This is a genomic window from Thermomonas sp. (genome assembly GCF_020850895.1).
Classification (GTDB): Bacteria; Pseudomonadota; Gammaproteobacteria; order Xanthomonadales; family Xanthomonadaceae; genus Thermomonas.
Genome location: NZ_JADZDS010000100.1, coordinates 13615 through 27710, shown reverse-complemented (window position 1 = coordinate 27710; position 14096 = coordinate 13615). Strand labels below are relative to the sequence as shown.

At 65.6% G+C, this 14096-nt stretch carries 14 protein-coding genes; 13 read left to right on the top strand and 1 reads right to left on the bottom strand.

The window, feature by feature from the left end; translation table 11 throughout:
• The first annotated feature begins 15 nt into the window (after nucleotides 1-15).
• Nucleotides 16-513, top strand: a complete 498-nt coding sequence (locus IT472_RS08865) for a phage virion morphogenesis protein (RefSeq protein ID WP_297180984.1) — start codon at nucleotides 16-18, stop codon at nucleotides 511-513.
• A gap of 14 nt (nucleotides 514-527) precedes the next feature.
• On the opposite strand, the gene IT472_RS08860 is transcribed toward IT472_RS08865, so the two are convergent.
• Nucleotides 528-1235 (bottom strand): hypothetical protein, encoded by a 708-nt coding sequence (locus IT472_RS08860; protein WP_297180982.1) that lies wholly within the window; start codon nucleotides 1233-1235, stop codon nucleotides 528-530.
• A gap of 71 nt (nucleotides 1236-1306) precedes the next feature.
• Between IT472_RS08860 and IT472_RS08855 the strand changes: the two genes are divergently transcribed.
• From IT472_RS08855 to IT472_RS08800, 12 genes are read left to right on the top strand one after another with little or no spacing between them, the layout of a single operon-like run.
• Nucleotides 1307-2218 (top strand): phage protease, encoded by a 912-nt coding sequence (locus IT472_RS08855; RefSeq protein WP_297180980.1) that lies wholly within the window; start codon nucleotides 1307-1309, stop codon nucleotides 2216-2218.
• A complete protein-coding gene (locus IT472_RS08850) occupies nucleotides 2218-2622 on the top strand; it encodes a hypothetical protein (protein WP_297180978.1) in 405 nt (134 codons plus the stop codon). Before IT472_RS08855 ends, IT472_RS08850 begins: the two co-directional genes overlap by 1 nt.
• A gap of 13 nt (nucleotides 2623-2635) precedes the next feature.
• The gene (locus IT472_RS08845; protein ID WP_297180976.1) at nucleotides 2636-3535 is read left to right on the top strand and encodes a Mu-like prophage major head subunit gpT family protein; all 900 of its coding nucleotides are present in this window, start codon (nucleotides 2636-2638) and stop codon (nucleotides 3533-3535) included.
• A 5-nt stretch (nucleotides 3536-3540) separates the two neighbouring features.
• Nucleotides 3541-3903, top strand: coding sequence for a hypothetical protein (locus tag IT472_RS08840; RefSeq protein ID WP_297180974.1), 363 nt, complete (start codon nucleotides 3541-3543; stop codon nucleotides 3901-3903).
• Between the two features lie 12 nt (nucleotides 3904-3915).
• A complete protein-coding gene (locus IT472_RS08835; RefSeq protein WP_297180971.1) occupies nucleotides 3916-4344 on the top strand; it encodes a DUF1320 domain-containing protein in 429 nt (142 codons plus the stop codon).
• Entirely contained in the window at nucleotides 4341-4781 is a 441-nt protein-coding gene (locus tag IT472_RS08830; protein WP_297180969.1) for a hypothetical protein, read from the top strand. The genes IT472_RS08835 and IT472_RS08830 overlap by 4 nt, the downstream gene beginning before the upstream one ends.
• On the top strand, nucleotides 4778-5038 hold the full coding sequence (locus IT472_RS08825; RefSeq protein ID WP_297180967.1) for a hypothetical protein: 261 nt from the start codon (nucleotides 4778-4780) through the stop codon (nucleotides 5036-5038). Before IT472_RS08830 ends, IT472_RS08825 begins: the two co-directional genes overlap by 4 nt.
• Entirely contained in the window at nucleotides 5038-5988 is a 951-nt protein-coding gene (locus IT472_RS08820; protein WP_297180966.1) for a hypothetical protein, read from the top strand. Before IT472_RS08825 ends, IT472_RS08820 begins: the two co-directional genes overlap by 1 nt.
• A 56-nt stretch (nucleotides 5989-6044) precedes the next feature.
• On the top strand, nucleotides 6045-6374 hold the full coding sequence (locus tag IT472_RS08815; protein ID WP_297180964.1) for a hypothetical protein: 330 nt from the start codon (nucleotides 6045-6047) through the stop codon (nucleotides 6372-6374).
• Nucleotides 6374-6736: a DUF1799 domain-containing protein gene (locus tag IT472_RS08810; protein ID WP_297180962.1), complete on the top strand. Its 363-nt coding sequence runs from the start codon at nucleotides 6374-6376 to the stop codon at nucleotides 6734-6736. Before IT472_RS08815 ends, IT472_RS08810 begins: the two co-directional genes overlap by 1 nt.
• The gene (locus tag IT472_RS08805) at nucleotides 6733-10443 is read left to right on the top strand and encodes a hypothetical protein (RefSeq protein ID WP_297180960.1); all 3711 of its coding nucleotides are present in this window, start codon (nucleotides 6733-6735) and stop codon (nucleotides 10441-10443) included. The genes IT472_RS08810 and IT472_RS08805 overlap by 4 nt, the downstream gene beginning before the upstream one ends.
• Nucleotides 10440-14084 (top strand): hypothetical protein, encoded by a 3645-nt coding sequence (locus tag IT472_RS08800; protein WP_297180959.1) that lies wholly within the window; start codon nucleotides 10440-10442, stop codon nucleotides 14082-14084. The genes IT472_RS08805 and IT472_RS08800 overlap by 4 nt, the downstream gene beginning before the upstream one ends.
• Nucleotides 14085-14096 lie beyond the last annotated feature (12 nt).

Below are 14096 nucleotides of genomic sequence, written 5' to 3'. Positions count from 1 at the left end.
GCTGCCTAAATAGCGATGATCACCATCGATCTCAAGATGGCCGACGTGCAAGCATCCGTCCGACGGGCGATGCAACTGCTCGACAATATGACGCCCGTCTACACCGGCATTGGCGAATATATGGTCGAAGCGACGCGCGCGCGGTTCCGCTCCGGCATCGCGCCGGACGGGACGCGCTGGCCGGCCAAGAGCCAGGCGACGCTCGATCGATACAAGGCGATGGGGTACGGCAACCTCAACCGCGTGCTGATCGGACCCAGTCGCCGCCTGTCACGGGAGGTGCAACGGTTCGTCAGCCGCGATGGCGTGGTCATCGGTTCCAGCCTGATCTACGCCGGCGTCATGCAGCGCGGTGCCGCAAAGGGCGCCTTTGGCCGCGACAGCCGCGGCCGACCCATTCCCTGGGGCCGCATCCCGGCCCGTGTCTGGCTCGGTCTATCACAGGAGGATGTGCGCTCGATCGAAGCGATTGTCGAAGAGCATATCGCCGAGGCGCTCAACCAATCCGGCTAGTGCCATGGCGAGCATCATGCCGGGTCAGTGATCGAAACATAGGCATCGACAAAGCCGCCAGACACTAGCGGAAAGGCGTACTCTACCCTGCGGACCATGCGCCTCAATCCGGATTCCACAATTGGATCACGCCTCTGAGCGTGGAGCCAACGCTGGGCAGCGGTAACCAAAGCGTGGCAACATTGAGCAATGTCCATGTGGAGGACCGTTATCGCACCGGAAACAACCGACACACCATGGACGCTGATCCTGCTGTCCGGTGTCGAGAACACAATCTGCTGATAACCTTTCAAGCGCAGGGTAGCCTCGTGCACGGCGCCGTTGCGCAGGTCCCAGCACAGCTCCGGATCAAGGGACGCGCTCTCATCCAAATTGTCACTACACCATTGCTTGTATAGCTGGGAGACCTTGCCAGCCTTCACAGTCGGACCGTCTGGGCCGCTGCCTAGGCTTACGCATACGTCGGGTAACGTGAGCGCCAAGGTCAGCGCCGCAAAATAGTGGCCTGAGGTTAGGCAACCGTCGATTTCGGATAGGATCGGCAACATTCCCCGAAACTCGTCCGGCGCAACCGAGTCGGTCAAGTCCATAACAAGGGCAATTGAAGCGGGCAGTTGATTTTGTCTTTCGTCGCGCACAGACACGAGGTGCGTGATCTCGCGCGGCAGCGCTTTCCCGCCCGCCGTGGCGGGCATAGTTTTGCCATGGCGGCGCGGGCACATCAGCCCCAATGCCCCGCCCCACACCCTTGATTGCCACATGCTCTGCGCTTGCCCTGACGGCAGGTGCCGATGTGCCCGACTGGATCCATCTGCTGCCGGCAGGGCCGATCACGACGCACGACGGCCGTGGCCCCTATCACGTCCCGTCAATGCATGCGCTGATCGAACAGTCGATGCCCAGCGGTGCGCTGCGGCTGCCGATCGATGAATGCCATGCGACCGACAAGGCCGCGCCACTCGGCCTGCCGGCGCCGGCACGTGGCTGGATCGTCGCGCTCGAAGCGCGCGCCGACGGCCTGTGGGGTCAGGTCGAATGGACCGGCGAGGGCCGGCGCCTGATGGAGGACGGTGCCTACGCCGGCATCAGCCCGGCCGTGCTGCACAGCAAATCGGGCGAGGTGCGGCAGTTGTTGCGCGCCAGCCTGACCAACACCCCCAATCTTCGCGGGCTGACGGCCCTGCACTCGGAGGAAGACGCAATGGACTGGAAGGCGACATTGATCGAGCTGCTCGGCCTGGAAGGCGGTGTCGACGACGCCGCGATCGAGGCGGCGCTGAAAACCAAACTGGCCGGCGATGCCGTGTCGACCCATGCGGTGCTGGAGCATCCGACGGTGCTGGCGCTGCAGTCAAGCGTTGCCAGCCTGACCGAAGAGCTGGAGGCGCAGCGCGCCGACGCCAAGCGCCGGCAGGCCGAAACCTTTGTCGACGGCGCGATTGCCCAGGGGCGTGTCGGCGTCACCCCGCTGCGCGACGACTATGTCGCGCTGCACATGGAAAATCCGACGCGTGCCGAGGCGCTGATCAATGCAATGCCTGTCGTGAAGGCGGGCGCCGTGATCGAAGGCGATGCGCCTGCTCAGGCCCGCGACGGCGGCGCGTTGACCGCCAGCCAGCGCGACGTCGTCGCGCTGATGGGTCTCAACGAGGATGATTACAAGGCCACCGTCGCGGCGGCCGGAGCCAAGAAGGAGACGCTCTGATGGTTGCCCTTGCCGGTGCCCGCAACACGCCCGAGGTGATCGGGCCAATCCGCAACTTCCCGATCGCGGCTGCGACCACGATTTATGCTGGTGCGCTTGTTCAGCTGAACGCTGCAGGCTTTCTGGTGCCTGCAAGTGCGACCGCCGCGAATATCGCCGTCGGCCGGGCCGATGAAACGGTGGTCAACGCCGGTGAAGCTGGCGCAGCGTCGGTCGACGTGCGGCGCGGCATTTTCCGCTTTGCCAACTCGGCGGCCGGCGACCTGATCGCCCGGTCCGAGATCGGCAAGACCGTCTATGTCGTCGACGACCAGACCGTCGCCAAGACCAACAACGCCGGCGCGCGCCCTGCAGCCGGCATCTGCTTCGACGTGGACGCCCAGGGCGTCTGGGTCGAGTTCTGACGGAGCGAAGCCGATGATCCTGAACGCTGAAAATCTCAATGCCCTGCGCCTCGGCAATTCGACTGCGATGCGCAAGGGTGCAGGCGGCGCGCCTGCGCCGCTGTCGCCGCGCATCGCCAGCACGGTACCCTCAAGCCAGAAAGAGCAACGCTACGGCTGGCTCGGCAAGATGCCGCGTATCCGCGAATGGGTTGGCGGGCGTGTCGTGCAGAACATCTCCGAAGGCGATTATGCCATCAAGGAGAAGAAGTTCGAGCTGACGATCGGCGTCGACCGCGACGATATCGAGACCGACAATCTCGGCCACTATGCGCTGCTGTTCGAGGGCATCGGCGAAGCAACCGTGCTCGACCCCGAACAGCTGATCTGGGACCTGCTGAAGGCCGGCTTCACGACCCCCTGCTATGACGGCCAGTATTTCTTCGATACCGATCACCCTGTGCTCGATGCGAACGGGGCGGTCACTTCGGTCGCAAACACCGATGGCGGCGCCGGTACGCCCTGGTTCCTGCTCGACGTGTCGCGCGCGCTCAAGCCGCTGATCAAGCAGGTTCGCCGCGATTTCGGCGATCTGGTCGCCCGCGACAAGGTGACCGACGACAATGTCTTCGACTTCAACGAATTCCGTTATGGCGTCGATGCCCGAATGAACTTCGGCTACGGGTTCTGGCAGCAGGCGTGGGGGTCGAAACAGGCGCTCAACGCGGCCAACTATGGTGCAGCGCGCGCTGCGATGGGGTCGATGAAGGGCGACTATGGCCGGCCTCTCGGCATCAAGCCGAACCTGCTGGTCGTGCCGCCCTCGCTCGAAAGCGCTGGCCTCAAGCTGCTCAACAGCGAATATGCTGCCGGCGGCGAGACCAATGAATGGAAAGGCACGGCCGAGCTGCTCGTCGTGCCGTGGCTGGCATGATGGCGGTGCGGCGCAAAGCGGCCGCCCCGCCGACGGCAGAGGTTGCTGCTGCCCCCGCTTCGGCGGGGGCAGCCAATCCTGCTGCGCCCGCCCGCACGCTGATCGTTCCAGCCGAAGCAATCAACGGCGCGGCTACGACGACTGTGTCACCGCTGGTGATCGACAGTGGCGACGACCGCGATCTGGCGGGCAAGGTGCTTGTCGTTCGAACGGCGTCCGGCCGGACATTCCGCCGCGCCGGCTATGCGTTCGGCACCGTGCCGTTGCCGTTGCCGGTCGACGAGATCGGCGTTGAGGCGGCGCGGGCGATCCTGGCCGAGGATGCCCTGATCGTCGAACTCGCATCACCCGACGCGCCGGCAGGCTGACGGGGGCGACCGGTGAGTTACGCCACGCTCGACATGCTGACGGCCCGCTATGGGGAGCGGCTGTTGCTGCAGTTGACCGATCGCGCGACACCGCCTGCCGGCGCGGTCGACAGCGCGATCGTCGATGCCGCGTTGGGTGATACCGATGCAGTCATTGATGGCTACCTCGCCGGTCGTTACGCCTTGCCGCTGTCCTCCACGCCGCCGCTGCTCGCCGACCTTGCCCAGGCGATCGCGATCTACAAACTGCATCCGTTCATGCCCGATCCCAAGATCGAGCAGGACTATAAAGATGCAATGACGCAGCTGGACCGGATCAGCCGCGGCACGGTGCGCTTGCCGCTCGAGGGGGTTGAGCCTGCCGGAACCGATCTGTCGGGCGTTGTAACGACCGACAGGGACCGACCGTTCACTGCCGAAAATCTGACAGGCTTCATATGAACAGGGGCGAAGCGATCCGCGCGCGCATCGAGGCGCGCGTGCCGGCGCTGGCCGGCAGGCTGGAGAGCGCGGCCGAATTTGGCCAGCTGGTCGAGAACAACCGCCTGCCGCAGCACACTCCCGCGGGATTTGTACTGCCCGGCGCTCTGGTCGGCGGCATCGCCAATGCGGCAGCCGGTCTGTTCACGCAGAGCGTGGCCGAAACCGCCATCGTGGTTCTTGTCGTTCGGCAGGTGCGCGATGCCCTGGGCGGCGCGGCCGTGGCAGAGGCCGCGCCGATCGTCGTCGACGTGATCAAGGCCGTTGCCGGTTGGGGGCCGGATGATGCGCCCGGAGTTTTCACCCTGGGCCGCGCCGAGCTGGTCGGATCGCAGGACCAGGCTCTCGTCTACCAAATCGACTTCACTCTCGACGACCAACTGAGGATCACCCCATGACCCGCAAAGCCAAGCCCGCAGCCGACGAGGTGACCGAGTTCAGTCACATGCCGGTCTATCCCGAGGCTGCCTACGCCGCACTGACAGCTGGGGCTGCAGGCGGGGAGCAATCTTCGTCGCTGCAGGGGGCAGCAGGCGAGGCCGCGCCCGCAGCTGCGCCCCGAGCCTTCGACGCCGACGGGCCGATGCCCGCGACCGGCGGTCGTTTCATGCGCATGCCCGACGGGTCGCTCCAGCGCATCGAGGAGGATGACTGATGCCCTATTTCTGGAAAACCAAGACGCTGCTGGTGAAGATCGAGGGCGGCGGCTACGGCGTCGATCCTGTGCCGACGGGCGCGGCAAACGCTGTCCTCGCCATCGATGTCACGCTGTCCCCGATGGAAGGCGAGGATGTCGATCGCAATCTGGAGCAGCCCAAGATGGGCGCGTCGCCGTCGATGCCGGCGGGCGTCTATGCGAAGTTGACCTTCTCGGTCGAGGCGGCCTCGTCGGGCGCGCTTGGCACTGCCCCTGCCTATGGGCCGTTGCTGCGGATGTGCAGCGTGGCGGAGACCGTGACTGCGGCAACCAAGGTCGAATATACGCCTGTCACCGGCGGGCCGGAGAGCGGGGCGATTTACTTCGCCATCGGTGACGGGCTCGGCAATGCGGTCCGTCACGTCATCCTGGGTGCGCGGGGTACCTGTGTCTTCCGCCTGAATGCTCAAGGCATTCCGATGTGGATGTTCACAATCTCGGGCCTGTTCACGATCCCGACCACGGTTGCGGCAGTGTCACCCACGCTGACGGGGTTCAAGGCCCCGATGATTGCGAGCAAGGCCAATACGCCTACCTTCACGATCGGCGGCACGGGTTTCACGCTGCGCGATTTCGAATTCGACATGGGCGTCGATGTGCAGATGCGCATGCTGGTCGGCCAGGAAGTGGCGATGGTCGTCGACAAGAAGGAGAGCCTGAAGGCGACGGTCGAGGCCGTCGCTCTGGCCACCTATGATCCGTTCACGTCGGCGACGGCGCAGACGCAACGGGCGATCCAGTTGGTCCATGGCGTCGGCGCGGGCAAGGTGCTCCAGCTCGATTTTCCCGTGACCACCCAGAAGAGGCTGACGGGATACCAGCAGCCCCAGAACATTGTCGAATGGCCACTGGAATTCGTGCCGCTGCAAAACGCCGGCGACGACCAGTGGAAACTGACCATCCGTTAACCTGTCTCGGGCGGCCCATGAACGGCCGCCCGTCACCCCACGATGAAGGAACCCCCATGTTCAAGATCGTTGCCGAACCCACCTTCACCCACACCATCACTGTCTTGGTGCCCGCCGACGGTGGCCATGAGAAGGAAACACTCGACGTCACGTTCCGCGTGCTGTCGCTCGACGAGGTCGCGAAACTCGACCTCGCCAGCGAAGAAGATTCGCGGCGTTTCCTGCAGCGGGTGATCGTCTCACTCGGCGATCTGGCCGACGGCGAGGGCAATGCCCTGCCCTATTCCGACAAGGTGCGCGACCAGGTGCTGGCCCTGCCCTATGCCCGCAATGCCATTGCCGCCGGCTATTTCGAAGCGGTCGGGAAGGCGCGTCAGGGAAACTGATGTTGCTCGCCCGGGCCTGGGCGGGCGAGGCTCCGACAGGGTTGGCCGAAGCGGCCGAGGAAGCGCGCCTGCTGGGCGTTCCGACCGAAGCCGTCGATGCCATGTTGGCCACCCGCCAGGACATCGGCGTGTGGCCGGAGAATTATGCCGTGCTTGAGGCATTCCTGACGGTCGCGTCGCAATGGCGCACGGTGCCGTTGCAGGACGGGCGCGTCCATTATGTCGGGCTCGACCATGGCGCCTGTCGTGCCTCGCTCGACCTGTCGGGGCTGTCCGTGACGCCCGAGGTCTGGGCCGGAGTGCGTGTGATGGAAGGGGCAGCGAAAAACGTTCTTAACGGCGTCGCCGGGAGGGGCGGATGACGTTGCGTGTCGGCCTGACGATCGGTGGAGACAGTGCGCAGGCGCAGCAGGCGCTGCGCGACATCTCCGGCGCCCTGTCGATCCTCCAACAGTATAGCGATGGCGCGACCCGATCGACGCGGGCGGCGGCTGCCGCGCAGGACGAGCATGCCGCCGCGATGCGTCGGGCCTCCGGCAATCTGGCCGACCTCAGAGCGCAGTTCAACCCGACCTTTGCCGTCATCCGCAACTATCGGTCGACGTTGGAGGCAGTGCGCGCCGCGCACACAGCCGGGGCCATCTCCGCGCGCGAGATGGCAGATGCCATCAGCCGGGAGCGGCGCGAAGCGCTGTCGTCGATCGCCGCCCTCAAAGGGCGCACGACCGAGCTGCACCGGATGACGAGTGCGTCCAACGGTGCGCGCATCGGCTTTCAGCAGCTCGGGTTCCAGGCGGGCGACTTTTTCACGCAGCTGTCCATGGGCAGCAACCCGTTCGTTGCCTTCACGGTCCAGGCTCAGCAAGCTGTCGGCGTTATCCAGATGATGCATTCGACCGGAGGCCTGGCGACCGGCACATTGTCGCGGATGGCCACTGTGCTTTCCGGCCCTGTCGGCATCGGCCTGGGCGTGGTGCTGCCGCTGGTCGGTATATTGGCCACCAAGCTGTTTGAGACCAGCTCGGCGGCAGACGAGGCCCGGGCCTCGAGCATCGATTTCAGCTCAAGCCTGGTCGCGCAGACCGGCGTTGTCGGAGATCTGACTGCCGGCATTGACCAACTCAACTCGGCAACAAGGAACCTCATCAGCACACAGGCGCTGCTGATCGAAAATTCACGGGCGGCGGCACAAGCCACGGTGTCAACACTCGAAGGACAGTTAGGCGGTATTGATCGGGAACTGGCGCGCCTCCGTCCTCGCCAGCTCGGGCCCGTGGCTGATTTCTTTATCGGCGGTTTCACCACGAACGGCAGAGATCGGGCCAGGATCCGTGTTCTGGAAGAACAGCGGCAAACGCTGCTGGGTCAGATTGCGGATGCGCGCGGGTCAGTCGCCGATGCACAGACTGCTTATGAGGCCCGCACTGCTCGTGAACGTGCCGATCCTGAAGCCGGCACGCGTGCGCAGATCGAGCGCGAACGAGCGCGCCTTTTGGAACGTCGCCGCTACACGATCGAGCAGGGTGGCCGAACACCGATCGGCGGCAACTATGCACTCGATCTGATTGATGAGCGCGACTTCGCAAGCCGCATGCAGCAGTTGGAGCGGAGGGAACGCGCACTGTCGGAACGTCCGCGCCGCGACCGATCGGCGGCGGCCGCGGCGGCGCGTGCCGAGCGACTGAATGCCGGTGACCTGCGCTTCGCGGAGCAGATCGACAACCGGATCGCAGAGATCAACAATCGCTGGACGGTCCAGCCGACACTGATCCGTCAGGCCAATGGCGCGGTCGACGACCTCAACCGGATCATCGAAGCGGCACAGACCCGGCTTCGCCGCGGGGGGATCGGCGAACGCGAAGCCGCCGCGCTGCGCGAGCAGATGAGCGCGGCGCAAGGTGCGATCCAGACCGTCGCCGACGGCCTTAACCAGCCATTCCGTGATCTCATGGAGCAGCATGATCGCCAGATCGATCAGCTCAGCCTGATCCGCGCCGGTCGAGACGACGAGGCCGCGGCGCTAGCCATAATCTATCAGCAGCAGGACAAAGTTGGCACGGTCACGCGCGAGCAGCGCGAGGCGATCCTGGCCAATGTCGTGGCCGAGCGTCAGCTCAATGAGGAGATTGCGCGGCGCGGCGAGATTGTCGGCACCTACCAGCGGTCGATCGCCGATGTCCGGTCGGATCTGGAAGGACTGCTGAGCGGACAGGGCAATGGCAATTTCCTTGGAAATCTGCGGCGCAATTTCCAGCAGGTGCAGGGCCGCATCCTGACCGAGCAAATCTTTGGTCCGGCACTACGGGGGCTGGAACGGTATGTCCGTGAAGAAACGGGCATCGAGAGTGCTGTCGACATCATGACAGCCGGGACGACACGGGCGGGCAATGCGGCCGACACGCTGGCCACCACGTTCCTGCGGGTGTCCGACCGGATCGATCGTGCAACCTCGTCACCTGTGGTCGGCGGGATCAACAATGACGATCCGCTCGGTGCCATCGCCGCGTCAGTGGCCGCAGCGGCCACCGCAACGACAGCCGCCACCGGGGCGATTGCCGACGCGACCGCAGGTGCAGAGGAACGCGATATTGTCGTTCGCGGTAGTGTCATGGCGTTGCGGCCTGATGCCTTTTTCAACAGGCTGGTTAAGGACACCGTCGATCCGGCGTTGGCGGCACTCGACGACCTGCTGGGCGTGCGCTTTTTTACCGGGCTTAGCGGTGTGCTGTCCGGCGCAATCCAAGGCTATGTCACGGCGGGTCCGGTCGGCGCGGTGCTGGGCGCTGTGAATGGCATCAGGGGCCTTCCAGACGGTATCCAGAAGGGGCTTCAGCGGGGGCTGGCTGGTGCGCAGACGGGCACGCAGATCGCGGGCCTCGGCAAGTCACTGGGCCTCAAGACCAGCTCCACCGGCGGCGCGATCGGCGGGGCGATCGGCGGGGCAACCGGCATTCCGGGAATGGACATCGTCGGTTCGATCGTCGGTTCGCTGGTCGGCGGACTGTTCAAAAAGACGCCCTATGGCACGGCGGTGGTGTCGGGCGCCGGCGATGCCTCCGTCGCGGGCAACAAGAAGTCGGCACGGGCCGCCGCAGGCAGCCTTGCCGAGGCGGTACAGAATGGCATCGCGGGCATCGCCGAGCAGCTGGGCGGCGAAGTCGGCAGCTATTTGGTCTCCATCGGCACCTACAAGGACAAGGTGCGCGTGAGCGGGTCGGGCAAGACGGGCAAGCTCAAAGGCGGCGATGTCGTCGATTTCGGCAAGGACGGCCAGGAAGCAGGTGTCGCCTATGCCATCCAAAATGCCATCGCCGACGGCGGCATCAAGGGCCTGTCAGCGGCCGTGCAGCGGGCACTGGGGTCGACCAGCAATCTCGACAAGGCGGTCAAGGAAGCCCTTAAGGTGCAAGAGGTCGAGGTGGCTCTGGGCGGCATCGGTGCGATCATGGAGCGCGAATTCCGCACGTTCGAAGCACAGGCGCGGGAACGGGTGCGGGTCGCGCGCGACTATGGTTTCGACCTGGTTGCCATTGAAAAATATAATGCCGAGCAGCGCCAGGCACTGACAGAGAAGTTGCTGGACGCGCAGGTCGGGTCGCTCAAGCGGCTGGTCGACGAGATGACCAGCGGGTCGCTGTTCGAGGGATCTGCGCTCGATCGGCGCACCGCCCTTTTGGCCCAGATCGACAGCGCGCGGGGCGACCTGGCCGCCGGCAAAGAAGGGGCAGGCGACCGGCTGGCCAGTTTGTTCGAACAGCTCAACAGCCTGTCGAAGGAGATTTATGGCACGACGGGCGGTTTTGCGGCGGATCGTGCATCGATCCTCGACCAGGCGACGGCTGCCATTGCCAAGGCCAATGAGCGTATCGCCGCGGCGTCTGCGGCGTCTGACCCTGCCCTTGCGACAACCAATGCCGCGCTCGACGAAAACAACGACCAGAATGCACAGATGATTGCGCAACTCGGCCAGTTGGGCGAGCAGATGGACCTGCTGGTCTCGCTCAATGCCGGCTTCGGGTCCAGGCTGATCCAAGAGCGACTGTCAGGCCTGGCCACGACCAGCGTATGACCGCGCCCATCATCCTGATCGAGGCCCAGCCGGCCCGCGCCAATGACGGCGTTGGCCAGATTGTTCGTTTTGCCGGGGGCGGGGCGGACAAGCCCTACCGATACGACAACCAGGATTGGCGCGCCGGCATTGTGGCCCTGCCGACGATCATCGCGCAGCTCAACGTCGAGGAAGGCGATTATGGCACCGGCGCCGTGCCGAAGGCGTTGCAGATCGATTGGGCGCCGGCGCGTAACGCCGACCTCACCGCCATGGCAGCCTTTTTCTGGAAGGACGCGCCCGTCATAGTGCGGATCGGGCCGGAGGGGGCGCTGCCGGGCGTGACCGTGGTCGGCAAGGTGATCGACGACCAGGTTGAAAAGGGGGTGCTCCGGCTGGCTCTGGCCGACCCGGCCGCCGACCTCAAAAAACCGGTCCTGACGACGCGCTATGCCGGAACCGGCGATCTGGAAGGCCCGACCGAGTGGGCCGGCAAGATCAAGCCGCGCCTGTGGGGCCGGGTGTGGAACCGTGCCGTCGAGCCGATCGACAAGGCGAATAACATCTATGCCGTCGCCGATCCGTCGCGGCCGCTGCAGGCGATCGATGCGGTGCGGGACAAGGGCGCCGCTGCAGCCGCCATTTCCGGGCTGGGCTGGCAAGGATCGATGGCAGCGACACTGGCGGCGCTCCGGGCAGCGGCCGCCCCTGCGGGCGGGTGTGTCGTTGCCCCGTCGATTGCCTGCCTCAAATGGTGGACGCAGCCCGAATTGTTGCACGTCGATGTGCGCGGCGAGACAGCGGGCGGCTATGTCGAGACCGCCGCCTCGGTCGCTTCGCGTGTCGTCGCAGCGGTTGGCGGGCCGGCCTTCGTTGCGGGCACTGTCGCTGCGGCTGACGCGATCCGCACGGACCCGGTAGGGTGGCTGGTCGATGACGACAATATGACGGCGGCGCAGGCGATCGACGCGCTGCTGGGTGACGTCTCGCTGCTGTGGGTGCTCGATGCCACAGGTTCGATCATCATCCGGCCCTGGGTTTGGGGGGCGAGTGTTGCATCGGCCGTCAGTCAAGCGGTCGAGCGCAAGTCCGTGTTCCGGCCCGTGGCCACGACCAAAATCGGGTACAAGCGGAATGAGAGCCCGATCCCCCGTGGCAGCCTGGCCGCGATCGTGCTGGCCGGTGACGTCACCTATGCCGACGGCACGCCGGTGGAGGCGCTCAAGCCTGCAGAGGCCGGGGCAACGCTTGGCGCGCGGGCAGGCAGCAATCTGGTTGATAGTGGCGGCGCGTCGCTCGGCGACAATGCTATCAAGAACCTCGCGATCTCGATCAGCGCATCCGGCGCGCTGGCTGGCGCGGGCGGTGGGCAGGTGACGATCTCCGGCCTCGGCTATGTCGGCGATCTGGGCGCGACGTCGGGCGATAACATGATCCGCAACGCGACGCTGGCGAGCAATGCCACAGACTGGGTCGTGTCGTACGGTACCGCCGCGCGGCAGACGTCGACCACGGCAGGCGATCAGCCAGCCTTTTTCCGTTGCTCGGGCGTGGTCGGCGGATCGGGCGCTAACCTGATCGCCCTCAATGGCGGGGGGACGGGTGCCAGTGCTATCCCGATCCGACCAGGCGCGCGCCTGTTCTTCAGCTGGCTGGCGCGGGCCGACGTGCTCAACACGGGCGCGGGCGTCGACCGGCGATACTGCCTGCTGCGCCTCACTTACTACAGCGCATCCGGTGGCGGTCTGGGCACCTTCGACGTGTCCGACCAGAGCAAGGCGTCGGCCTTCGTCGAAGCTGGCGGGTGCGGCCCCAATTGGGACCTGCATCGCGCCTATCACGACGCACCGGCCAATGCAGTGGCAGTCAAGGTCGAGCTGTTTCCGATCATCGGCACACCCGCTGCGGGCCGCTACATCGACCTCGCCAAGCCCATCATGGGCCAGGCGCAGGCCGGGGCCGACCAGACGTACGATCAGCTGCTCTTCTACCAGGTGCAGCCGCGCGCAACGGTCGGCGAAAATCTGTGCCGCAACGGCGATTTTTCGAACGGCGCCGACGGCTGGTGGCTCAAAAACACGGGCGGCTGGGCGACGAGCGAGCTGGCCTGGCGCGCAGGGGCAGCTGAGGGTGTGCCGGGCTGGCTGCGGCACACACCGGCGGGCAACACCACGCGCGCAACCTATCACCCGACGCGTTATGACCGGGCCAGCCCCTTCCATGTGGACGATGGCATGCCGGTCATTCCCGGGCGCGAGGTCTATCTCCAGTTCGCCTATCGATCTGACGGCACCATCAATTTCGGGGTCGACGCCTGGTTCTATACCAGTGGCGGGACGGCCATATCAGTCGGCACGGCCTTCTCAGGCGGCGTCCTGAACGGCGGCGGCGCGTTCAGCGGCAACACCAGTGGAGCCGTCACGCGCAGCGGCATCTGCAAGGTCACCGTGCCAGCGGGCGCGAACCTGATGTTCCTGCGCATCACCATGGGGCGACCGGGCGGCAGCACAGCCACCTATGGCGAAATGGGCCTGTTCACGCTCAATGCCGCCGAGCCCGGCGCGACAGTCGGCGCGCGGGCAGGCTCCAATCTGGTCGACAGCGCTGGCGCGTCGCTCGGCGACAATGCGATTAAGAACCTTGCGATCTCGATCGGCGCCAATGGCGCATTGTCCGGCGCCGGCGGCGGGCAGGTGACGATCGGCGGGCTGGGCTATGGCGGCGCGCTCGATGCGACCCGGAACACAGTGACCTATGCCGCTGCCGCGCCCGGTTCGCCCGCCAACGGCGATGTCTGGGTCGATACCAGCGCTGCCACGCCAGTCGTGAAATTGCGCGCCAATGGCGTGTGGCAGACGGGTATCCAGACCGGGGCCGACATCACGTCGCTGGCACAGGTTGTGGTCTCGCCGCCGCCTGCCCAGACCATCTTTCGAGACTGGCAGGGCACACCGAAGAGCGGCCAGCTGCCGCGCACGATCACCCCTGGCGTGACGCGGGGCGGCGCGTCGATCCGCACCGACAATGCGACCAGCCATTCGATCACGACGACCGGCGTCACGGCGACGATCGAGAACACCAATGGATCGGCCGACAAGGGCCGCATCACCCTCACCGCGGGCGGTCCGGGCAGTATCAGTCATAGCTTCACGCACAATGGCGTCTCCTATGGGCCGTTCGTCATTGCCGTCGCAGTCGAGGACGACGCGCCACCTAGCAATGGCGGCGGCGGTGGCGGCAGCGACGCCACGCTGGAGGATGTGACCGGCACCGGGTTCACGCAGATGACCTCGGCCGACGCGGGCGAAACGATTTTCACTGCAACCATCACCGCGGGCCAGAGCCTCGTCGGCACTGCCCCGCTCACCTACAACTGGACCCACAACAGCGCATCGGGCGCGAACCAGCTGGCCGCCAAATGGCAATATCGCGTCGCAGGTAGCGGCGGTGCCTGGACCGATTTTGCCGCCGCGATCGTCGGCAGCGACGCGACCTGGAGCGCCATCGACCTTTCGGGCGAGGCCGGGTCAGTCAACGTCAATCAGACCAAGAGCGGCCTCGGCGCCGGCAGTTACGAGTGCCGCCTGGTGGGCGCGAAGAACAGCAGCAGCGGCAACGCCATCACCATAGCGACCGGTACTGCGACGCTGTCAGTTTCATAGGGAGGAAGGGAC